Raw genomic sequence first — 20,538 nt, forward strand, 5'->3', positions numbered from 1 at the left:
CTGCTTCGCATCAGCGATCGTGATGGACGGCATCGGGATGCCACGGCTCCCATCGGTGCTCATCCCCGGTGTCCGAGCGCTACTTTCAAAATCAGAACCAACGTCCTGATTCTGTAAATCGTGCGTTCGTTCATCATCTCGACGCCCGCTCAGTGAGGAGCACACCATGGCAGAACCGTTGCGCATCCTGATCGTCGGCGCCGGGATCGGGGGCCTGAGCACGGCCTCCGCCCTGGCCCGCATCGGCGCGACCGTCGACGTCATCGACGACAAGCCCGAGATCAGTGTCGCCGGCGTCGGTTTCGGGCTGCGTATCAACGGCCTGCGCGCCGTGCGCGACATCGGCCTGCTGGAGGACGTTCTCGAGATCGGCCATCCCGCGCCGGGGATCGACAACTACGACGCCGAGGGCAACCTCCTCAGCACCATGAGCTACGGCACTCAGGACGAGGGCCTTCCCGGGTGCGTGACGATGTCGCGGATCGCCTTCCTCGAGCTCGCCGCGCGGCACGCCCGCGAGAACGGCTGCACCTTCCGGATGAGCACGACCGTCGCGGCGATCGCGCAGGACGACGACAAGGCCACCGTCACCTTCAGCACCGGCGACCAGGTCGACTACGACCTGGTGCTCGGCTTCGACGGCCTCCACTCGCAGATCCGCCGCGAGTACTTCGGTGAGAAGTACGCTCCCCGCCCGGTCGGTGGGGTCGCGTGGCGCGCGGGGCTCCCCAACCGCCGCAAGATCATGCAGCCCATCATCTGCCAGGGCTACGGCGGCAAGATCATGCTCACGCCGCTGTCGGAAGACACGATGTACATGGTGCTCACCGTGGCCGAGGAGGGGCGCCCCCGCTACGACGCGAGCAGGATGGCGGAGATCATGCACGATCGCGCGGTCTCCCTCACGCGCGGATCGGAGTTCCTGGCCGACGCGCTGGCAGACGTGCGTCACGCCGAGAACGTCGCCTACACGCCCTACTCGACCGTGTGGGTGCCATACCCCTGGTTCCGTGGCCGCGTCATGATCCTGGGCGACGCCGCGCACACCATGACGCCGTACCTCGGGTCGGGGGCCGCCATGAGCATCGAGGACGGCGTCGTCCTTGCGCAGGAGCTCGCGAAGGATCAGTCCCTGCTCGATGCGCAGCTGAACTTCATGAAGCGCCGCCTTCCGCGCGTGCGCGCCGTCCTCGATCGCTCGATCGAGTCGATGCTCGAGGAATTCGATTCCGTCACCGACGAGACGTACCGCGCGCGCATCGATCACCTCCGCCACGACGAGCCGATCGCGAACGAGTACGCGAACCGCCTCCTGCGGATGCCCTACTGACCCCTCGAGGAGACGCACGTGTCGCACACTTCCGCCACCACCCGCACCCTTGTGGTGGATGCCGCCCGCGAAAGCGCCTTCCGACCGCTGAACGGCGTCGGCGGCGTACCCGGACCTGTGGACGGCTACCCGGACTTCCCCGACATGACGCCGCTGTGGCGCGAGGCGGGGGTGACGGTCGTCCGCTCGTTCGACTGGGTCTCCCGCCTCGACACGCGCGACAACCCCGAGAGCCTGTTCCCCGACTGGAGCGCCGACGTCGATGACCCCGCGAGCTACAACTTCGCGGCCACCGATCAGTGGGTCGAGGCGGTGCACGCCATCGGCGCCGAGGTGATGTTCACGGTCGCCAGCTCGATCCCGAAGAACAAGCTCCCCACTGAGGACCTCGAGGTCTACGGGCGCGTCGTCGAGCACATCGTCCGCCACTACTCGCAAGGGTGGGCCGGCGGGCCCGCGAAACCCGTCCGCATCTACGAGTTCGGCGATCAGCCCGACTTCGGCCCCCTGCACTTCGCCGGGCGGCCCGAGGAGTTCTACGCCATGTACCGCGCGTTCTGCGAGGCGGTTTCCCGGGTGGATGCCAGCCTGACGGTCGGTGGACCGTCCCTCGCCTTCTCGCTCGAAGCGGGCTCTGCGTACCGCGAGGGTTTCCTCGAGTTCGTGCGCGAGAACGACCTCCCCCTGCACTTCTTCTCGTTCCTCTGGTTCACCGACGGAACCCGCGATCCGCTCGACTACCGCTACGTGTCGCGCGAGCTGCGGGAGGTTCTCGATCGGCACGGGTTCACCGACACCGACCTGACGCTCAGCTACTGGAACTACCTCGCGGTTCCGAGTAGCTCTGCGCCGGCTGGGGAGAAGGGCGCATTCCAGGCCGCCACGGCGATCTCCTTGCAGGACACGGTCATCGACCACGCCTTCTTCTTCCGCGCCGACAGCGGACGCGACCCGCATTACGGGTTCGTCGACGCGGGTGGCGTGGGCGACGTGGACGGCAACCCGGACGAGCGTTCCCACGCGCTGGTTCTGGCCGGCCGCGCACTCACCGGGCGGCGCCTCGCCGTCTCGGGCGGCGACGAATCGGGCCTCGCCTGCGCCGCCGGCCGCGACGGCGACACCGTGCGCATCCTGGTGGCGAACTACGTCGCGCCCGACAGTGCCCTCGCCCCCCGCGAGGAGGATCGCTTCACCTTCCGCATCCCCATCGGCGAGCAGCGGATCGAGCTGGGACTGACGCTGCCGCCTCAGCGGAGCGAGCTGGCATCCGCGGGAGTGGAGTCGGTTCGCGTCGAGGTGCGCAACCTTCCGTGGACGGATGCCACCGTCCACGCCACGATCGCGTCCCTAGACGGTGTGGTCGAGGGGCCGCGCCCGGTGCCGGTGTCGGCGGCGGGTACCCTCCAGCTAGACATCGCCCTGTCGGCCCAGTCGGTCTTCCTCGTGGAGCTCACGGCCTGACGGCGGGAGCGACGGGATGAGAGCGATGGGGGGACGACCGACCGTGAACGGGATGTCGGAGCCCAAGCAGCAGCGCAGCCGCGACTCGTTCGCAAAGGTGCGCGCCGCCGTCCTCGAGCTCCTGCACGAGCGTGGCACGGGCCAGTTCTCGCTCGCCGAGGTCAGCGCGAAGGCCGAGGTCTCGATCGGCTCGATCTACGGCCGGGTCGCCAGCAAGGTCGAGCTGCTGAGGGTGATCCAGGGTCAGGAGTTCGATCGCCTCGACGTCGAGACCGAGGAGCGCGTGGGCGCCGCCGGAGTCGGAGCCGCGAGCTTCGCGCGCGCGACGGCCGAGATCGTCACGGTGTACGCCGAGATCCTGCGGGAGAACCGCGACCTTCTCTCCCCGTTCTTCCTCCTGGGAGTGGAGGATGCCGAGATCCTCGACCGCGGTCGGCACTCCGGCGATGCCGGGCAGGCGGTCTTCCTCCGGGCGCTGCTCGCGGCCGCCGAGGAACACGGCGTCGACCTCACGCGGGAGCGGGCCGACTGGGCGTTCGAGATCTTCTACAGCCTGTGCGTGCGCTACCTCGGCCTCGGCGTCACGGCGACCGCGAGCCCGCACGACGCCTACGCCTGGCCCGACCTGCTCGAGCGCCTCTCGCGAACGGTGTACCTCACGGTGTCGTCGGACTGACCCGGCGAGCAGTCCTTCATCGGGCTTGTCGCCCTGTCACTCGCCGATACGAGTCCAGGTGGCGGAGCGGCCCGCGCCGTCCGATTGCACACTCCCGGCGACGCGGAGCTGGTCCAAAACGAGACGGATCGTCTGGTCGCTGACGCCCGGCAAGGCCGCGCGGATGTCCGCGATACGGAACGTCGCGGGGGCATGATTCGTGACGTAGTCGCGGACGCGATCCTGCTTGCTACCGGTCGACCGGTTCGCGGCAGTGATGGCAGCGAATCGGTCGTAGGAGTCGTGCAAGACGGTGACGAAGTAACGCAGCCATGGCCACGGGTCGTGGTCACCCGTGTGCCAACCATGGGTCGAGGCCAACAGACCGGCGTAATAGGCATCGGCCGTCTGGGCGATTCGGTCCTCGAGTGAGACATATCGCGTGACGTCGTAGTCCGCGTGTTGGAGCAGGGCATTCGTGATGGCTCTCGTGATGCGCCCGTTGCCGTCGTCGAACGGATGGATGGTGAGCAGGTCGAGAACGAACAGACCGGTGAGCAGGATCGGGTGATGCCGATCGGCGTCCATCGCCCCGTTGTAGCGGGCGATGAGCTCGTCGAGGTGGGACAGTGTCTCGGTCGGCGCCACGGGAGTGAAACGTGTGGTTGTGCTGCCGTCCGCGTTGCGGTCGACGACGAGGTTCGCGGTGGTCTTGAACGCACCGCCTGGTATGTCCGTATACCGGAAGAGCAGGCGGTGCAAGTGCAGGAGGAGGCCGACGTTCAGCGGACGCCACGACTCCTGGTACAGATAATCCAGCGCCTCTCGGTAGCCTGCGAGTTCTTGCTCGCTGCGGTCGCGCAAGCCGGTGACCTCGCCGCCGAGGATGGCAGCAGCTCTCACTTTGTCCGCGACCACCACACCTTCTATCGCGGAGGATGCCTCGATGCTGGCGACGCGTGCCCGCTCAGCGAGTGAAGTGAGGAGCGCGGGGAGCTTGTCCCGAAACAGCGCTTCACTCCCCCGCCCGGTATCGACCGCGCGGAGTGAGGCGACAACATCGAAGGGCACGGATCCGATGAAGTGGTCGAGGTCTACGAACGATCTCATCGCGCCCTCAATCCACTAAAAGTACTATTTCTACCTTCATATTAGTAGGTTTAGGAGCTTCTTGAGAGATGCGTCGGTCGCGCGCCTCACGCATGCGTCCGGGAGCGGGCGAGGTTACCCCGCCGGCACCGCCCGCATCGACGCGCGGATCAGGTCGTGCTGGCGCCGGACGAGCAGCAGCGGGTCGACTTCGCCGAGCTCGGCGAAGGCGTGGCCCTCCCATTCGCTCGACCAGAAGCCGCGGTAGCCGCCCTCGACGAACACGCGCACGAGCTCCGGGTAGTCGATTGCCGGCTCCTGACCCTGCGCGTCGATGTCGTAGAACTTCGCGTGCACGTGCAAGATCTGCGGCATGATGTCGGCCCACTCGCGCGGGTCCACGTGGCCGTGCATATTGAAGGCCAGGTGCGCGAACGATCCCAGGCGGCCCGGATCGAAGTCCCGGCCGCGCAGGTAGCCGAGGAACTCCTGCTGTCGCGCTTGCATGGTGGCATCCGTCGCCCAGATCTCCTGCAACCTCGTCACCGCCGCGTCGTCGAGACCGGCACGCCGCACGGCACGCAGCAGTGTCGGCGACATCGCGTGCATCGTCGACGAGAAGTCGGCGACGAAGCCCAGCAGCGGCGAGTCGAGCTCGGCGTACGTCTCGCGCACGCGCAGGATCGGTTCGGCGTTCGGGCCCATCGGCGCGTGGATCTCATACGCGAGTTTCAGCTTGAGCTCTTCGGCGATCGGCAGGAGCCGGCGCAGCAACTCGGGCTTGGCCGACTGGATGCGCACGAGCGGGAAGCCGAGCTTCTTCGCCCCCTCGAGCATCAGCTTCGAGAACGCGAACTCCTCGTCGGGGGTCATATCGCGGTCGCGCCGGCGACCCATGTCGAGGTTCGCGCCGAACGAACTCTCCACGAACCCGTGCCGGTCGAACGCCGCGCGCCACGTGCGCACGAAGTCGTCCCCGACCACCGGATAGGTCGGCACCATCTGGGATGCCACGATCTCGATGCCGGGACCGATCCCGAGCTCCGCGACGCGGTCGAGCAGGCCGTCGAAGTCGTACCACCCGGCGCGGAACTCCGCGCTCGCCGAGTAGAGCGTCAGACCGAGGCGGAACGGGTCGTCGTCGGTCGCGGGCGGCGACGGCGCCACCTCGTGCACGAGCGACGGGGGCGCGGCATCCGTGTCGACGACCGCGAGGGTCTTCACATCGTGCACGACGTTCGGCACGTACATGCCGGGCCCGCCGTCCTGGCCGGGCGCGATCTGCATGTACGGCAGGCGCAGCTCGCCGTGCAGCACGACGTCGTGGGTCTCGCCGACCGCGACGGGCTCGGCTCGTCGGGCCACGAGCAGCGGGTGCTGCTGCAGGAACCACAGCGTCTCGCTCTGCTCCGGGAGTTCATCGAGGCGGTACGACGCGTCGCCGAAGTCGACGCGGAGGTCATCGGCATCCACCCGTTCCCCGTCGACGGAGAGCTCGAGCGTCGTCACGGACGAGAGCCAGAGGCTGCGATACCAGGGGATCGTGAGCCGCAGCGCGAGTCCGTCGGGGTGGGGGCGGAGGCTGTCGTCGTGGAGGAGTCCGTTGGGCATGGCGCGCCTCACAGCCGGTCCGCGATCTGGCGAATCAGCGAGTGCTGTCGGCGCACCTGCTCGATCGAGCGCCACGGTTCGCGCTCGCCCTCGTACTCGCTGGAGAGATACCCGGTGTACCCGGCGTCCTTCAGCGCGCGGAGGACCGGCTCCCACGGGATCTGCTTGTCGTCGAGCTCTTCGTCGATGTCGTGGAACTTCGCCTGGATGAACACGACGTTCTCGATGACGTCGAACACGTCGTTGGGGTCGACGTGGATGCCGTCGAGGAACGCCGGACGCTGACCCGGCAGCTCGCCGGGCTTGAGCGGGATGGGGCGGTCCTGGAAGATCCCGGTGTCCAGCAGCAGTCCGAAGTGCTTCGTGCCGGTGCGGCGGATGAGAGCGATGTAGTCGTCGACGACCTCGTGCTTGATGGGGGTGGGCGAGTGGATCTCGGGGCAGATGATGACGTCGAGCTCCTCCGCGAGCGGGAGCGATGCCTCAACCGCTTCGGTCCAGATCGGGTGCGGGATGAGGTCGCTCGACACCACGCCGATCTTGGGCCGGACGAACCGGAACCCGAGGCGCTTCGCCAGCCGCAGGTCGCGCTGGAGAGCCGCGGCGCCCTCCTCGACCGTCATGTCGCGGGCGTGCGGGCCGCTGGAGTGCAGGCGCGTGTCGATCCACGAGCCGTAGTTCGTCGGCTCGAGGCCGTACTTCTGCAGCAGCGCGAACCACTGGTCGACCCACTCGTCCGAGGGGTTCGGGTAGTTCGGGATGTGCGCTTCGCCGAGGATCTCCAGTCCCGTCGCGCCGAGATCGGCGATCGACGCCATCGCGGTCTCGAGGTCCATGACCGTGCCGAAGTCGGTCATGTAGCTGTAGAGCGAGACGCCGTACTGGAAGGGGGCGCCGGATGCCTCGGGCGCGAGCGTGACGTCCTTGGTGACGCGGTAGGTGCTCGGCTGGTGCTCCTGGGGGATGTACGACATGCGCAGCCGCAGCTCGATCGACAGCGGGTGCACGCCGTCGGGCAGACCGCCCGGCAGTGGCACGGTGATGATCGCGGCGTCTTCGAGCGGCCAGCGCACCCCGTCGCCGTCCCACAGCTCCGCGAGCGTGTACCGCTTCCCCTGGAGGGTCCACAGCGGCACGTCGGGCGCGACATCGACCAGCCCGGGGATGCTCACGCCGATGCCGTCGATGAGGGATGCCGCCATGCCGCGATAGGACGGCATCCGGACGCGGAACTGGAAGCCGGTGATCTCGTCGCCGTCGCGGACGTTACGGAATCCGACGGACTGGATGAGGTCTCGCTCGAGAAGCATCGTCGCTCCCTCTCTCTGGGGTTCGCTTCGACGCTACCGCCCTTATGCCTCTTTCAGACATAAGGGCTTCTGATCCTCGGTATCAGCTCCGCGGTTCCGCAAACACCTCGGTCGCGATGCGGAACGCGGTGTTCGCGGCGGGAACACCCGAATAGATCGCCGACTGCAGGATCACCTCGCGGATCTCGTCGACGGTCAGGCCGTTGCGCAGAGCCGCACGCAGGTGCATCGCGAGCTCCTCGTGGTGTCCGTGGGCGATGAGCGACGACAGCACCGCGACCGACCGCGACCGGCGGTCGAGACCCGGCCGCGACCACACATCGCCCCACGCCACGCGCGTGATGAAGTCCTGCCAGTCGGCCGTGAGGTCCGTCGCCGCCGCGGTCGCGCGGTCGACGTGCGCGTCCGACAGCACCTCGCGGCGCACCGCCATGCCCTGGTCGTAGCGTTCGCCGTCGGTCAGTCCGGTTCCGTCGGGGCGGGTCATCGGGTCTCCTCGGGGGATGCGAAGAACGAGCGGAGGAGGGATGCCACGGCCTCCGGCTGTTCCGCGGGCGGCAGGTGTCCGGCGTCGTCGATGCGCGCCGTGCGCCCACGGACCACGCCTCCGGCGATCTCGATCGCCTTCTCCTCGGATGCGACGACGTCGAAGGCGCCCCACGCGGCGAGCACGGGCACCTCGACCCTGCCCAGGGACGAGCGCACGTCGTAGGCCCCGAGCGCCTCGCAGCAGCGGGCATAGCTCTCGTCGTCGGCGTCCTGCAGCACGTGCAGGAGGCGCCCACTGAGCTCGGGGCGGCGGGCCATCGACCCGGGGGCGAACCAACGCTGCGCCGAGCCGATGATGAGGCTCGAGGTGCTCTGAGCCCGCGCCTGCGCGGCCCGATCGGCCCACGACGCGGGATCGCCGAGCACGGCCCCGGATGCCACGATCGCCGCGGCCCGCAGCCGAGGCCCGTGCCGGAGCGCGAGCTCCAGGCCCGTCGCGCCACCGAGCGACACCCCGGCGTAGAAGAACGTCTCGTCGGGAACGGCGGCGGCCACGGCATCCGCGAGATCGGCGACCGTGAACGGCCCGGTCGCCACCGGCCCCGCGCCGTGACCGGGGAGGTCCCAGGCCGAGACGCGGTAGTCATCGGCGAGCAGCGGCACGACGTCGTCCCACAGGATCGTCGAGGTGCCGAGCGAGGGACCGAGCACGACGAGGGGTGCGCCCGCGGGTCCGACGGGGGCGGTCAGCGCGATCATCGGGGGTCCTCCGTTCGTGCCAGGCGCGGCGCGAGCCCGACGTATCCCGCCGGATCGAGCAGCGCATCGAGATCGAGATCGCGGGTCTCGGGCAGCGCCCGCAGCGCTTCGGCGAGATCGCCCTCCCCGCCGACGAGCGCCGCGAAGCGGTCCGCCCCGATCAGCGGGACGAGCACGCCCCGCAGGCGCTCGCTGACGATCCGGCCGCCCGTGAGCGCGAGGTTGCGGGCCGCGGCATCCGCGTCGATCCGGAGGTGGGCCGCGAGCGACGACGCGTGCCACGACGCCCCCAGGGCGAGGCGCAGGAGTTCGCGCAGCGTCGGCCATTCGGCGTGCCACGCGCCATCGGGGCGCTCGTCGACGGCGAGAGCGGATGCCAGGTGCAGCGTCGCGGCCAGCTGCGGCGCGCGCAGCGCCGCCGACCGGATGAGCACGGCCTCGGCGGGGTTCTGCTTCTGCGGCATGGCCGACGACCCGCCGCCCGTGCCCTCGGCGACCTCTCCGATCTCGGTGCGGCTGAGGGTCGCGACGTCGGCCGCGACCTTCCCGACCGCATCGATCGCCTGCGTGAGGGCGTCGCCCAGCTCGGTCACCGGCCAGCGCGTGACGTGCCACGGGGCGTCGGGCACATCGAGTCCCGCGGCCCGCGCGTAGGCGGCGGGCAGGGCGGCGGCGGCATCCACCGATCCCGTGATCTCGACGAACGACGCGAGCGTTCCGCCGGCACCGGCGAGCTGCGCGGGGAAGACGAGGGCGTCGAGCCGGTCGACGGCGCGACGGATGCCACGCTCCCACGCCGCCACCCGGGCACCGACCGTGGTGGGGACCGCGTGCTGCGTGAGGGTGCGAGCCGCCGCGACGGTGCCGGCGTGTGCCTCGGCTTGCGCGCGCAGCCACTGTGCGGCGTGCGTGAGCGAGGCACGCACCTGCTCCACCGCGGTACGGGCGACGATCATCGTCGCGGTGTCGAGGATGTCCTGACTCGTCGCTCCGCGGTGGATCCACGGGGCGGACTCTGCCGGGACGCGAGCCTTCAGCTCGCCGACGAGCGGGATCACCGGGTTGCCGCCGGCCACCGCCGCAGCCGCGAGGGCGTCGAGGTCGATGCCGAGCGACGGCGAACCGTACTTCTCGTCGATGCCGAACGCGTGGTCGACGGCGACCGCGACCTCTCGAGGTGCGATGCCCCCATCGGCGTAGGCGGCGACGAGCGCGCACTCCGCGCGCACGAGCGCGTCGAGGTACGCGCGATCCGAGACGAGGATGTCGTGACCGACGGTCGCGGGCGAGAGCAGGCCCGCGTCGAGGGGGTCAGAAGGCAAGGAAGACCGTCTCCTTCTCGCCCTGCAGCCGGATGTCGTGGTGGAGGTGTCCGTCGGGCGTACGCGTCGCCACGAGGCTAGCGCGCTCGTCCGCATCGAGCGAGGACAGCAGCGGGTCGGCGGCGAGCGCCGCGTCGTCGCCGGGCACATAGATGCGGGTGTGCAGCTTGTTCGGCAGCCCGCGGGCGAAGACGATCGCGGCAAAGAACCCGGGCCGACCGTCCGACCCGCCGGGCGTGCGCGTCCAGAACTCGTAGTGTCCTTCGTCGTTCGTGAAGGCCCGCCCGAAGCCGGTGAACGTGTGGTCGTCTCGCCGGAACGCGCCGCGCGCGCGGGACACGGAGCCGTCGGCATCCGCCCCGAAGATCTCGACGAGCGCGTCGGGGATGGGGGCTCCCGCGCCGTCGAACACGGTGCCCGAGAGCACGATCGCGCCGGGCGAGTGGGGGAAGGCGACCTCGTGCTGCTTCGGGAATTCGAGCCCGTAGGCGAAGAACGGGCCGACGGTCTGGCCGGGGGTGGGGCGGTGGGTCTTCGGGGGGATCATGCGTCGCCCTCCTGCTCGAAGTAGGTCTGGTCGGGGCCGTCGACGACGATGTCGAAGCGGTAGCCGGTGGCCCATTCCGGTGAGGTGAGGTCGTGGTCGTAGACGCCGACGAGGGCGTCGCGGTCCTTCTGCCGGTGGATGCTGTTGTAGATCGGGTCGAGCGCGAACAGCGGGTCGCCGGGGAAGTACATCTGCGTCACGAGACGCTGCGTGAAGGACGTGCCGAACACGGAGAAGTGGATGTGGGCCGGCCGCCAGGCGTTGCGGTGGTTCTTCCACGGGTAGGGGCCGGGCTTGATCGTCGTGAAGGCGTACTCCCCCGCGTCGTTCGTGATCGTGCGTCCCGCGCCCGTGAAGTTCGGGTCGAGCGGGGCGGGGTGCTGGTCGCGCTGGTGGATGTAGCGTCCGGCGGAGTTGGCCTGCCAGATCTCGATGAGCTGGTTCGCCAACGGACGGCCCCACGAGTCGAGCAGCCGGCCGCGCACCGTCATGCGCTCGCCGAGCGGCTCGCCGGCGTGCTGCAGCGTGAGGTCGGATTCGATCGCGGCGACATCGCGCTGGCCGTAGGCGGGCGAGAACAGCTCGATGGTCTCGGGGTCGACGAGCTTCGGGTTCTTCGTGGGGTGACGGAGCACGCTCGACCGATACGCGGGGAAGTCGTACGAGGTGGCCGGGAGTTTCTCGCCGGCGGCCTCGCGGGCGTCCAGCGCGGCGTGCGCGGCCTGGATCTCTCGGGTGATCTCGTCCTGCGTCGCCTGGTCGGGGGCGGCCAGCAGCGACTCGGGAGCGGCGGCGGGGGTGCGGGTCATCGGGTCTCCTTCGACCGATCCATGTTCCGGCACGCGCCCGCTCGCACGCCAGCGTGTTCTCGCTGAATGGGAATCGTGGCATCCTGAGCCCATGGCCAACTCCCCCTCAGGCGATTCGGTGACCGATCGCCTGGTGCGCATCCTCGAGACCTTCACCCCCACGCGCACGGCCCAGACCACGGCGGAGATCGGCCGTCGCGCCCAGCTGCCGAGCTCGTCGGCGCACCGGATCGTGAACGAGCTCGTGGATGCCGGGCTCCTCGAGCGCGACGACGAGCGGAGGGTCCGCGTCGGCATGCGGCTGTGGGAGCTGGCGACCCGCTCGTCGCACGCGCTCCGCCTGCGGCAGGCGGCTCTGCCGTTCATGGAGCGGGTGCAGGTGCGCGTGCGCGAGCACACCCAGCTCGCGATCCTCGAACAGGACGAAGCGCTGTTCCTCGAGCGTCTGAGCGCACCGGACTCCGGCGCGAACATCACCCGCGTCGCCGGCCGACTGCCCCTGCACGCGTCGTCCTCGGGCCTCGTCCTGCTCGCGTTCGCTCCGCACGACCTGCGGGAGCGGGTTCTCGGCCACCCGCTCGCCGCCGTGACCCCGTCGACGATCGTCGACCCCGGGGTGCTCCGGCGCACGCTCGCCGAGATCCGCACGCTCGGCCACGTGATCGCGCCGGGGTACGTCGACGAGGTGTCGACGGGCGTCGCGGTTCCCGTGCGCGACGAGACCGGGGCCGTGATCGCCGCCCTTTCGGTGGTGCTGCCCCGCGACGCCGAGACGCAGTTCGCCCTCGGTGAGCTGCACCGCGCGGCCCGCGACACGGAGCGGGCGCTGGGCTACCGCCGCTGAGTCCCCCCTCCACGCCCGGAAGACGCGGGGGCGGAAAACTCCGTTCAATGGGAATACGGGCGTGGGGCGACGGCATCCGCGCCAGCATCGGCGGGTACCCGTCGAAGGAGACGCCATGACCACCACCGTCCGCACCCGTGTCGCGATCGTCGGCGCCGGACCCGCGGGACTCCTTCTGTCCCACCTGCTCGACGCCGCCGGCATCCCCTCGGTCGTCATCGACCAGCGCTCGCGCGACGAGATCGAGAGCACGATCCGCGCCGGCATCCTGGAGCAGGGCACCGTCGAACTGCTCGACACCCTCGGCGGCGCCTCGCGTGTGCGCACCGTCGGTCACCGCCACGACGGCATCGAGCTGCGATTTGCGGGCGAGGGGCACCGCATCGACTTCCCGGCGCTCGTCGGTCGCTCGGTCTGGCTCTACCCGCAGCACGAGGTGCTGAAGGATCTCATCGTCGCGCGGCTCGCGGCGGGCCAGGACCTGCGCTTCGGCGTCACGGCGGAGAGCGTCCAGGATGCCGAGACGGACCGGCCCCGTGTCATCGCCCGCGACGCCGAGGGTCAGCCGTTCGAGATCGAGGCCGAGTTCGTCGTCGGCTCCGACGGGTCGCGCAGCGTCGCCCGCGCCGCGGTGACCGGATCGAGCACGGGCGGCTACTTCCGCGAGTACCCGTTCGCGTGGTTCGGCATCCTGTGCGAAGCGCCGCCGAGCTCCGACGAGCTCATCTACAGCAACTCTCCCGACGGCTTCGCGCTCGTCAGCCAGCGGTCGGCGACCGTGCAGCGGATGTACTTCCAGTGCGACCCCGAGACCGACACGGCGGCGTTCTCCGAGGCGCAGCTGTGGGACGAGCTGCAGAAGCGCGTCCCCGGCACGACCCTGAAAGAGGGGCCGATCTTCCAGCGCGACGTGCTGCGCTTCCGCAGCTTCGTCGCGCACGACCTGCGGCGCGGCCGCGTCGCGCTCGTCGGCGACGCCGCGCACACCGTCCCGCCCACGGGGGCGAAGGGCATGAACCTCGCGATCGCCGACGTGCGGCTGCTCGCCGACGCGCTGCGCGCTCTCCTGCTCGAGGACGACGCGCGCCCGCTCGAGACGTATCCCGAGCGGGCGCTGCACCGCATCTGGAAGGCCCAGCACTTCTCGTGGTGGATGACGAGCCTGCTGCACGTGGCCCCGGATGCCACCGACTTCGACCGCCGCCGCCAGCTCGGCGAGCTGCGGGCGGTCACCGAGTCCGAGCACGGCAAGGCGTACCTCGCCGAGGCGTACTGCGGCTGGCCGCTGGGCTGAGCCCTACTTCCGGTCGGGGCGGAACGGACTCGGCACCACGGGGTGCGCGCCGGTATAGCCCTCGCGCTCGGCGGCGAGCTCGGCGATGAGCTTGCGCCGAGCGAACCAGCCGATCGTGATGAGCACGCTCGCGACGAGCGCGACGAGCGCCGTCGCGGGCGAGTCGACGAACACGAGCACGAGCACCACGACCAGGAACGCCAGCGTCAGGTAGCTGGTGTACGGCGCCCAGAACAGCCGGAACGACGGGCGCACCAGCTCACCGCGGTCCGCCAGCTGCTTCAGGCGCATCTGGCACAGGATGATCGTGGCCCAGGTGACCAGGATGCCGACGGCCGCTACGTTCAGCACCGTCTCGAACGCGTCGCTCGGGGCCACGAAGTTGATGACCACGCCGAACAGCGCGACGAACGCCGTGATCGCGATACCGCCGTACGGTACGCCGGCCTTGTTCATCCGCGCGGCGAACTTCGGCGCCGACCCCGCGACCGCCATCGCGCGCAGGATGCGGCCGGTGGAGTACAGGCCCGCGTTGAGCGACGACAACGCCGCCGTCAGCACGACGAGGTTCATGATGACGTCGACGCCGGGGACGCCGATCGACGCGAAGAACGTCACGAACGGGCTCTCGTCCTTCGAGTACGCGGTGAAGGGCAGCAGCAGCGAGAGCAGCAGCACCGAGCCGACGTAGAACACCGCGACGCGGATGATGACCGAGTTGATCGCGCGGGGCATGACCTTCTCGGGGTTCTTCGTCTCGCCCGCGGCCGTGCCGATCAGTTCGATCGAGGCGTACGCGAACACCACGCCCTGCATCAGGATGATCGCGGGCAGGATGCCATTGGGGAAGAAGCCGCCGTTGTCGGCGATGAGCGAGAACCCGACCGGGGCCCCCGTGGGGGTGCCGAAGACGACGAAGTAGATGCCCACCAGGAGGAACGCGACCAGGGCCGTGACCTTGATCAGCGCGAACCAGAACTCCAGTTCGCCGAAGACCTTGACCGACACGAGGTTCACCGCGAGGACGGTCACCAGCGCGGCCAGCGCCCACACCCACTGCGGGACGGCTCCGATCCACGGCACGTACTTGCCGAAGAAGTTCATGTACAACGCGGCCGCCGTGATGTCGACCATGGTCGTCGTCGCCCAGTTGATCCAGTAGAACCAGCCCGAGACGAAGGCCGCCTTCTCGCCGAAGAACTCGCGCGCATAGGACACGAACGAACCCGAGGTCGGGCGGTGGAGCACCAGCTCCCCGAGCGCGCGGAGGATGAAGAACGCGAAGAGGCCGCATACCGCGTAGGAGAGCACGATGGCGGGACCCGCTTGGGCGAGGCGGCCGCCGGCTCCGAGGAACAGCCCCGTGCCGATGGCGCCGCCGATGGCGATCATCTGCACCTGACGCGAACTCAAGCGTTTGTGGTAGCCCTCGTCCTCCAGGTGGACGGTCGAGGTCGTGAGGGGCTCGGCCACGTTGCCGGAGCCCGAGGGAGTGGTGTCTGTCACCCCTCCATCATTGGCATCCGGCCGTCCGCGCCCGTGAAGCGCGCCGGATCGGTCACAGCCAGTGCTTGACCTTGAACGTCACCCAGAGCCCGAACGATGTCGCGGCCATGAGACCCAACGCCATCGGGTAGCCCAGCGTCCAGTCGAGCTCGGGCATGTTCTTGAAGTTCATGCCGTAGATCGCCCCGATCAGCGACGGCCCGAACAGGATCGCCGCCCATCCGGAGATCTTCTTCACCTGCTCGTTCTGCTCGAGGGAGGTCTCCGTCTGCCGGTGCGTGACGAGCGTCGCGTTCACGGTGAGCGCGTTGTCGAGGATGGCGCGGAGCGAGACGAGCTTGTCGCACTGGCGCAGCACGTGGTCGAGCACGTCGCGGAGCGAACGTTGCAGTTCGATGTCGACCCCGTACTTGTCCGCTCCGCGCAGCAGCGCCTGCAGCATGTCGCGCAGGGGCTCCGTCGCGCGCTGGAAGTGGATGACCTCGCGCGCCAGTTCGTAGATGCGCTGCGTGAGCTCGGTGTCGCCGACCCCGAACAGCGCGTCCTCGATCTCGTCGACGTCGTTCTGCAGACCCGCCGCCACCGGGTCGTACTGGTCGACGACCTCGTCGAAGATCGCGTAAAGCACGGCCTCGGGACCGCGGGCGAGGAGCTCGGGCTGTCCTTCGAGGCGGTGGCGCACGCGGGAGAGGTCGGGCACTTCGGCGTGGCGGACCGTGACGACGTAGTCGGGCCCGACGAACACGTGCAGTTCGCCGAACTCGACCGTCTCGGTCTCGTCGATGTAGCGCGCCGGACGCAGCACCGCGAAGAGGTTGCCTCCGTACCGCTCGAGCTTCGAGCGCTGATGCCCGGCGAGCGCGTCCTCGACGGCGAGGGGGTGCAGGGAGAACTCGGCGGCCACCCGCTCGAGCTCTTCGGGCGAGGGGCGCAGGAGGCCGATCCAGGCCATGCCGCCGTGGGCCTCCATGTACTCGAAGGTCTGGTCGAGGCTCGACGGGTTCTCGATGCGGTGACCGTCCACGTACACGGCGCTGTCGATGATGGGCATGGTTTCGTTCTACCCCCGGAAAGGAAACGGCGGATGCCACTGGCGCGGGGCGGGTGGACGTGGCATCCGTTCAGCCGACCGGCTCGACCGCGGCGCGACGGGAGGCCGCCCTGACCGCTCCGATGCTCGCGGCGATGACGAGACCGATGCCGGCGATCTCGAGCCACGACAGGTGCTGACCGAGCAGGAGGAAGCCCGCGAGCGAGGCCGTCGCCGGGCCGAGGCTCATCATGATCGCGAACGCCGACGCCGGCAGGCGTCGGAGGGCCATGAGCTCGAGTGCGTACGGGATCGTCGACGACAGCACCGCGACGGCGGCGCCGAGTGCGAGGATCTCCCACCGCAGCAGCCCGGCCCCCGCCTGGGCGATCCCGAACGGCAGCGAGATCACCGCCCCGACGGTCATCGCGAGCGCCAGTCCGTCGAGGCGTGGGAACTCCCGGCCCGCGCGGGCCGAGGCGAGGATGTACAGTGCCCAGCTCGCCGCCGCGCCGAGCGCGAAGACGACGCCGAGGGCGTCGAGGCGGTCCCATCCGCCCGCGCCGAGGGCGACGACCCCCGTGAGCGCCAGACCGACCCACAGCCATCGGGCGACGCCCGTGGCCGTGAGGATCGACAGCGTCAGGGGCCCGAGCACCTCGATGGTGACCGTGACGCCCAGCGGAAGCCGCTCGAGCGCGAGGTAGAACAGCCCGTTCATGGATGCCAGCACCACACCGAACCACACGACCGACCGCCACGCGGCGGCGCTGTGCCCGCGGAGTCGGGGCCGCGCGATCGCGAGCAGCAGGAGGGCGGAGAACACCAGGCGCAGCATGACGATGCCGAGCGGCCCCGCGTGAGGGAAGAGCATGACGGCGAACGACGCCCCGACCTCTTGGCAGGCGAGCCCGACCAGCACGAGGGCCGCGGCCGGCCCCTGACCGGACCGCCTCATCGCATCACTGGGCGGGAGGGCAGATCGCGATCGTGCCGAGGTTGTCGCGCATCTGCTGCGCGGTCCACGGCAGACCCGCTTCGGGCACCGTTCGGCCGTCGGCAGCGGGAGCCTTCGATGCGATCGCCGCGAGCTCCCACGCGAGCCAGGCGCCCGCCATGTCGCTGGCGCCCGAGTTGTTCAGCACCACGGCGACGGACATGCCCGTGGAGGGGTCGGCGAACGCTCCCACGATGTACCCCGGCGCCGATCCGTACTGGCCGATGAGGGAGCCCGCCTGGAACGCGCCGCCGGCGGCGGTGAACCACGTCGGCGCGTCGGCGCTGACCGGCACGGGGGCCGAGAATCGGTCGTTGCCGTCGGGCAGGAGCGCACCGGTCGCGAGCGCCTGCGCGTAGCGACCGAGATCGGTGATGTCGGTCACGACGCCGGAGTCACCGGCGCCGAAGCTCGCCGACGTGACGGTGAAGTCGGCGGGGTCGGTGCAGTTCCACGCGCCGTCACCCCCGCGCAGCGACCAGTAACCGTTGAGCGCGTTGGCCGATGGTGCCGCCGCGGCCGGCCCGGGAAGGGAGGTTGCGTCGAGCCCGAGTGGGCCGGCGACGCGTTCGGCGATCAGGTCGTCGAGCTTCTCGCCGGTCGCGCGTTCGACGGCCATGCCCGCCAGGAGGTAGTTCGTGTCGGAGCCGGCGAACGCCGCCCCCGGCGCGTTGAGACGAGGGCTGGCGATGCCGTAGGCCATCAGTTCCCGGTCGCTCCAGGCGCGATCGGGGTTGGTCAGCACCTGGTTCGCGAGGGTCGCCTGGTAGGCACCGAGACCCGACGTCCCATCGCACAGCTCGCGCAGCGTGATGTCGTCGTACCCGGGGAGACCGCTCACCCAGGTGGACACCGCGTCGTCGAGGGAGAACGTGCCGCCCGCGGCGAGCTCGTAGACGATGTCGCACGTCATGGCACGCGTCACATCGGCCGCGCGGAAACCCATGTCGGCGGTCACCTCGGCGCCGCCCGGGCCCTGGGTTCCGAGGCCCGACACCCACGTGCCGCTCCACGGCGCCCACACGCCGACGATGGCACCGGTGGAACCGGTGATCGCCATCGCCGAGGTGACGGCATCCCGCAACTGCGTGACGGTGTCATCCGGAAGGGAGGACTGCACCTGCTCGGGCACGTCGATGGATGCCGACGCCTGCGGCGTGCATCCGGACAGGGCGACCGCGATGATGCTGGCTCCCGCGACCACGATGGCCGCTGATCGGCGCCAACCCCGCATCTCTACCCCCACGATTCCGCGCGCGACGAAGCGTGCACTCGAAGAATTCAAACACACGCTGAACAATCGGAGCGTCCGCTTGCGCCCCGCCGGAGTCACGTCTGCATCACGGTTGCCGCCCTTTCTCGGCACCACGTGTCCACGGGGAGTTAGGTTCCCCTAACCCTTTGCGTATGATGTCCGCATGGCCGCCGTCGCTTCGTTCTCCGCCGCCCTGCGCGAGCGGTCGAGCGCGGCGAACACGTCATCCCCTCTCACGGACTTCCTGGTCGGCCTCGTCACCGGCGCGTGCACGCGGGAGGACTACATCTCCCACGTCATCCAGCAGTGGTTCATCTACGAGGCGCTCGAGGCCGGCGCCGACTCGCTGCGCGATCACCCGGTCGTCGCGGTGTTCTTGAGCGAGAAGCTCACCCGCCTCCCCGCGATCGCCGCCGACCTCGAATTCCTCGTCGGCCCCGACTGGCGCGAGCGGGTCGCCCCGCTGCCCACCACCCAGGCCTACGTGTCGCGCATCCGCCACCATGCCGCGCGGTGGCCGGGCGGTTTCGTGGCGCACCATTACACGCGTTACCTCGGCGACCTCTCCGGCGGGCCGTCGATCGGGCGACTCCTGCAGCGCCGGTTCGGCTTCGAGACGAACGGGATCGGCCTGTACCTGTTCGCCGACATCGCCGACCCGACGGCGTTCAAGCGCGTCTACCGGGAACAGCTGGATGCCGCCCCCTGGGACGACGACGAGAAGACGCGTGTCATCGATGAGGTGCTCGTCGCCTACCGTTTCACCACCGAGCTGTGCGCGGACCTCGTCCGCGCGAAAGCATCCCAGGTCGCCTGAGGGCGGTGTCAGGCCTCAGCCGCTTGCTGGCGACCGAGCCATGCCTGCTTCATGAAGCGCCGCACGTCCTCGTCGACGCGGATGTCGCTCGGACGCAGGGGGCGGGACAGATACAGCCCGTCCAGCGAGGTCAGCCGGCTCAGCGCCACGTACGTCTGCCCGGGCGCGAACGCCCCGGCGCCGAGATCGACGACGGCGCGGTCGTAGGTCTTCCCCTGTGACTTGTGGATGGTCACGGCCCACGCGAGCCGCAGCGGGAACTGCGTGAACTCGGCCACGATCTCGCGCGAGAGGTTCTTGGTGCCGGGGTCGTAGGCGTACCGATAGCGTTCCCAGACCGCCGGCTCGACATCGTGCTCGATCCCGTCGACATCGACGCGCACGCTGTCACCGGCGATGCGGGTGACGGTGCCGATCGTGCCGTTCACCCACCGCGGCGCCTCGCCGAACTGCGCCGAGTCGTTGCGCAGGAACATCACCTGCGCGCCGATCTTGAGCGTGAGCGCGAGCTCCGCCGGGTAATTGGCCTCGCCCCGCCCGAAGTCGCCCGAGATCTCGGCGTTCGCCGTCTGGGTGCGGCCGACCAGCTCCTCGAGGTGGCGGCGATTGATCTCGTTCACGCGATCGTTGCGGGTCGCGAGCGTGATGATCGGGTGCTCTCCGTCGTCCGGATGAGGGGGCGTGCGGGCACCCGCGGAATTGAGGATGCCCGCCATCTCGGCCGTCACACGCCCGTAGCGCACCGCGTTGAGCAACGTCTTGAAGCCCGGGTCGGACTGCCGGTGGATCTCGACGAGTTCGTTGACGTGCAGGTCGGCGCCGTGCCGACCGATGTCGATGAGCCCGTCGCCGGACGCTTCCCCCGACCACACCTTCGCATCGAAGAACCAGAACGATCGGTAGTGGTCGCGGATGTACCGCGCCTCGTCCCCCCGCGGCGGGACCGGCGCGAGCTGGTACGGGTCGCCGAACATGACGATCTGCGTCCCGCCGAACGGCTCGGCGCGACGACCCCGTGCCTGACGGAGCGAGCGGTCGATGGCATCCATCAGGTCGGCGTTGACCATCGAGATCTCGTCGATGACGAGCGTGTCGATGGCGTTGAGGAGCTTGCGCGTCGCGTCGTTCTGTTCGATGTCGCCGTTCGCGATGAGCCCGATCGGCAGCCGGAACAGCGAGTGGATCGTCTGCCCCTCGACGTTGAGCGCCGCGACACCCGTGGGTGCGCATACGGCGATCTGCTTCTGCGTGTTCCACGCCAGGTGTTGCAGCAGCGTCGACTTGCCCGTGCCCGCGCGGCCCGTGACGAACACGTGCTCCCGTGTGTCCTCGATCAGCCGGAACAGCGCCTGCTGCTCGGGCGAGAGGGGAGGCGTGGTCACCGGTTCATGGTAGTTCGCGACGGGTGCCGGG

At 69.7% G+C, this 20,538-nt stretch carries 19 protein-coding genes; 6 read left to right on the plus strand and 13 right to left on the minus strand.

All coding sequences use genetic code 11. From position 1 onward, the window contains the following. The first annotated feature begins 166 nt into the window (after positions 1-166). From ABC271_RS16660 to ABC271_RS16670, 3 genes are read left to right on the plus strand one after another with little or no spacing between them, the layout of a single operon-like run. Positions 167-1,330 (plus strand): FAD-dependent monooxygenase, encoded by a 1,164-nt coding sequence (locus ABC271_RS16660; protein WP_412925955.1) that lies wholly within the window; start codon positions 167-169, stop codon positions 1,328-1,330. Between the two features lie 18 nt (positions 1,331-1,348). Further along, positions 1,349-2,791, plus strand: coding sequence for a GH39 family glycosyl hydrolase (locus ABC271_RS16665; RefSeq protein ID WP_412925956.1), 1,443 nt, complete (start codon positions 1,349-1,351; stop codon positions 2,789-2,791). Between the two features lie 52 nt (positions 2,792-2,843). Beyond that, a complete protein-coding gene (locus ABC271_RS16670) occupies positions 2,844-3,467 on the plus strand; it encodes a TetR/AcrR family transcriptional regulator (RefSeq protein WP_412925957.1) in 624 nt (207 codons plus the stop codon). A gap of 36 nt (positions 3,468-3,503) precedes the next feature. Here ABC271_RS16670 and ABC271_RS16675 read toward each other — a convergent pair whose 3' ends face one another. The 8 genes from ABC271_RS16675 to pcaH form a co-directional block, all read right to left on the minus strand. Next, positions 3,504-4,556 carry a Fic family protein gene (locus tag ABC271_RS16675; RefSeq protein ID WP_412925958.1) on the minus strand — a complete coding sequence of 351 codons (1,053 nt, stop codon included), beginning with the start codon at positions 4,554-4,556 and terminating at the stop codon, positions 3,504-3,506. Positions 4,557-4,670: 114 nt separating this feature from the next. Beyond that, positions 4,671-6,146, minus strand: a complete 1,476-nt coding sequence (locus tag ABC271_RS16680; protein WP_412925959.1) for a C-glycoside deglycosidase beta subunit domain-containing protein — start codon at positions 6,144-6,146, stop codon at positions 4,671-4,673. 8 nt (positions 6,147-6,154) lie between these two features. Beyond that, positions 6,155-7,456 carry a C-glycoside deglycosidase beta subunit domain-containing protein gene (locus tag ABC271_RS16685; RefSeq protein WP_412925960.1) on the minus strand — a complete coding sequence of 434 codons (1,302 nt, stop codon included), beginning with the start codon at positions 7,454-7,456 and terminating at the stop codon, positions 6,155-6,157. A gap of 82 nt (positions 7,457-7,538) precedes the next feature. After that, positions 7,539-7,943 (minus strand): 4-carboxymuconolactone decarboxylase, encoded by a 405-nt coding sequence (gene pcaC / locus ABC271_RS16690; protein ID WP_412925961.1) that lies wholly within the window; start codon positions 7,941-7,943, stop codon positions 7,539-7,541. Beyond that, positions 7,940-8,704, minus strand: coding sequence for an alpha/beta fold hydrolase (locus ABC271_RS16695; protein ID WP_412925962.1), 765 nt, complete (start codon positions 8,702-8,704; stop codon positions 7,940-7,942). The genes pcaC and ABC271_RS16695 overlap by 4 nt, the downstream gene beginning before the upstream one ends. Further along, entirely contained in the window at positions 8,701-10,026 is a 1,326-nt protein-coding gene (locus tag ABC271_RS16700) for a lyase family protein (RefSeq protein ID WP_412925963.1), read from the minus strand. Before ABC271_RS16700 ends, ABC271_RS16695 begins: the two co-directional genes overlap by 4 nt. Beyond that, positions 10,016-10,573 (minus strand): protocatechuate 3,4-dioxygenase subunit alpha, encoded by a 558-nt coding sequence (pcaG, locus tag ABC271_RS16705; RefSeq protein WP_412925964.1) that lies wholly within the window; start codon positions 10,571-10,573, stop codon positions 10,016-10,018. Before pcaG ends, ABC271_RS16700 begins: the two co-directional genes overlap by 11 nt. Beyond that, positions 10,570-11,382 (minus strand): protocatechuate 3,4-dioxygenase subunit beta, encoded by an 813-nt coding sequence (gene pcaH / locus ABC271_RS16710; protein ID WP_412925965.1) that lies wholly within the window; start codon positions 11,380-11,382, stop codon positions 10,570-10,572. Before pcaH ends, pcaG begins: the two co-directional genes overlap by 4 nt. Positions 11,383-11,473: 91 nt before the next feature. Here pcaH and ABC271_RS16715 point away from each other — a divergent pair, with 91 nt between their 5' ends. Then, on the plus strand, positions 11,474-12,226 hold the full coding sequence (locus tag ABC271_RS16715; RefSeq protein ID WP_412925966.1) for an IclR family transcriptional regulator: 753 nt from the start codon (positions 11,474-11,476) through the stop codon (positions 12,224-12,226). A gap of 115 nt (positions 12,227-12,341) precedes the next feature. Further along, the gene (locus tag ABC271_RS16720; RefSeq protein WP_412925967.1) at positions 12,342-13,520 is read left to right on the plus strand and encodes a 4-hydroxybenzoate 3-monooxygenase; all 1,179 of its coding nucleotides are present in this window, start codon (positions 12,342-12,344) and stop codon (positions 13,518-13,520) included. A 3-nt stretch (positions 13,521-13,523) separates the two neighbouring features. On the opposite strand, the gene ABC271_RS16725 is transcribed toward ABC271_RS16720, so the two are convergent. The 4 genes from ABC271_RS16725 to ABC271_RS16740 all read right to left on the minus strand — a co-directional run bounded on the left by ABC271_RS16725 (position 13,524) and on the right by ABC271_RS16740 (position 18,287). Next, complete coding sequence (locus tag ABC271_RS16725) at positions 13,524-14,993, minus strand: amino acid permease (protein ID WP_412926185.1); 1,470 nt, start codon at positions 14,991-14,993, stop codon at positions 13,524-13,526. A gap of 85 nt (positions 14,994-15,078) precedes the next feature. Continuing rightward, the gene (locus ABC271_RS16730; protein ID WP_412925968.1) at positions 15,079-16,077 is read right to left on the minus strand and encodes a magnesium and cobalt transport protein CorA; all 999 of its coding nucleotides are present in this window, start codon (positions 16,075-16,077) and stop codon (positions 15,079-15,081) included. A gap of 70 nt (positions 16,078-16,147) precedes the next feature. Continuing rightward, positions 16,148-17,014: an EamA family transporter gene (locus ABC271_RS16735; RefSeq protein ID WP_412925969.1), complete on the minus strand. Its 867-nt coding sequence runs from the start codon at positions 17,012-17,014 to the stop codon at positions 16,148-16,150. A 4-nt stretch (positions 17,015-17,018) separates the two neighbouring features. Beyond that, the gene (locus ABC271_RS16740; RefSeq protein WP_412925970.1) at positions 17,019-18,287 is read right to left on the minus strand and encodes a serine hydrolase domain-containing protein; all 1,269 of its coding nucleotides are present in this window, start codon (positions 18,285-18,287) and stop codon (positions 17,019-17,021) included. A gap of 184 nt (positions 18,288-18,471) precedes the next feature. On the opposite strand from ABC271_RS16740, the gene ABC271_RS16745 reads away from it, so the two are divergent. Then, a complete protein-coding gene (locus tag ABC271_RS16745; protein WP_412925971.1) occupies positions 18,472-19,125 on the plus strand; it encodes a biliverdin-producing heme oxygenase in 654 nt (217 codons plus the stop codon). Between the two features lie 8 nt (positions 19,126-19,133). Here the strand turns inward: ABC271_RS16745 and ABC271_RS16750 are convergent, their stop codons facing one another. Beyond that, entirely contained in the window at positions 19,134-20,507 is a 1,374-nt protein-coding gene (locus ABC271_RS16750; protein WP_412925972.1) for an ATP-dependent DNA helicase, read from the minus strand. Positions 20,508-20,538: the final 31 nt, after the last annotated feature.

It is taken from the genome of Microbacterium canaveralium (assembly GCF_047238045.1).
Classification (GTDB): Bacteria; Actinomycetota; Actinomycetes; order Actinomycetales; family Microbacteriaceae; genus Microbacterium.

Excerpts from the sequence above, each read along its gene's own strand:
- ABC271_RS16715 (WP_412925966.1), top strand. The coding sequence starts at position 11,474 with ATGGCCAACTCCCCCTCAGGCGATTCGGTGACCGATCGCCTGGTGCGC.
- pcaG (WP_412925964.1), bottom strand. The coding sequence starts at position 10,573 with ATGATCCCCCCGAAGACCCACCGCCCCACCCCCGGCCAGACCGTCGGC.
- ABC271_RS16735 (WP_412925969.1), bottom strand. The coding sequence starts at position 17,014 with ATGAGGCGGTCCGGTCAGGGGCCGGCCGCGGCCCTCGTGCTGGTCGGG.
- ABC271_RS16675 (WP_412925958.1), bottom strand. The coding sequence starts at position 4,556 with ATGAGATCGTTCGTAGACCTCGACCACTTCATCGGATCCGTGCCCTTC.
- ABC271_RS16660 (WP_412925955.1), top strand. The coding sequence starts at position 167 with ATGGCAGAACCGTTGCGCATCCTGATCGTCGGCGCCGGGATCGGGGGC.
- ABC271_RS16730 (WP_412925968.1), bottom strand. The coding sequence starts at position 16,077 with ATGCCCATCATCGACAGCGCCGTGTACGTGGACGGTCACCGCATCGAG.
- ABC271_RS16695 (WP_412925962.1), bottom strand. The coding sequence starts at position 8,704 with ATGATCGCGCTGACCGCCCCCGTCGGACCCGCGGGCGCACCCCTCGTC.
- pcaH (WP_412925965.1), bottom strand. The coding sequence starts at position 11,382 with ATGACCCGCACCCCCGCCGCCGCTCCCGAGTCGCTGCTGGCCGCCCCC.
- pcaC (WP_412925961.1), bottom strand. The coding sequence starts at position 7,943 with ATGACCCGCCCCGACGGAACCGGACTGACCGACGGCGAACGCTACGAC.
- ABC271_RS16720 (WP_412925967.1), top strand. The coding sequence starts at position 12,342 with ATGACCACCACCGTCCGCACCCGTGTCGCGATCGTCGGCGCCGGACCC.
- ABC271_RS16680 (WP_412925959.1), bottom strand. The coding sequence starts at position 6,146 with ATGCCCAACGGACTCCTCCACGACGACAGCCTCCGCCCCCACCCCGAC.
- ABC271_RS16670 (WP_412925957.1), top strand. The coding sequence starts at position 2,844 with ATGTCGGAGCCCAAGCAGCAGCGCAGCCGCGACTCGTTCGCAAAGGTG.
- ABC271_RS16685 (WP_412925960.1), bottom strand. The coding sequence starts at position 7,456 with ATGCTTCTCGAGCGAGACCTCATCCAGTCCGTCGGATTCCGTAACGTC.
- ABC271_RS16745 (WP_412925971.1), top strand. The coding sequence starts at position 18,472 with ATGGCCGCCGTCGCTTCGTTCTCCGCCGCCCTGCGCGAGCGGTCGAGC.
- ABC271_RS16740 (WP_412925970.1), bottom strand. The coding sequence starts at position 18,287 with ATGCGGGGTTGGCGCCGATCAGCGGCCATCGTGGTCGCGGGAGCCAGC.